The sequence below is a fragment of the Flammeovirga sp. AWQ4_249 genome, assembly GCF_056161045.1.
In genome coordinates this window covers 1-204 of record NZ_JBSWYJ010000178.1, presented here as the reverse complement: position 1 = coordinate 204, position 204 = coordinate 1, and the positions used below count along the sequence as shown (strand labels likewise).

Here is a 204-nt window from a genome sequence, read left to right as displayed (position 1 = left end):
TGACGACCGGCGCACGGGTGCGTAACGCGTATACAACTTACCTTTATCTGGAGGATAGCCCGGAGAAATTCGGATTAATACTCCATAGTATCTTGAAGCAGCATTGTTTAAAGATTAAAGATTTATCGGATAAAGATAGGTATGCGTCCCATTAGCTAGTTGGTGCAGGTAACGGCTCACCAAGGCGACGATGGGTAGGGGTTC

Annotated in this window: 1 rRNA gene; it reads left to right on the top strand. The window is 46.6% G+C overall.

What is annotated here, in order from left to right:
- Positions 1-204: ribosomal RNA gene (locus tag ACXAHM_RS26545) — 16S ribosomal RNA — on the top strand; the annotation flags it as partial.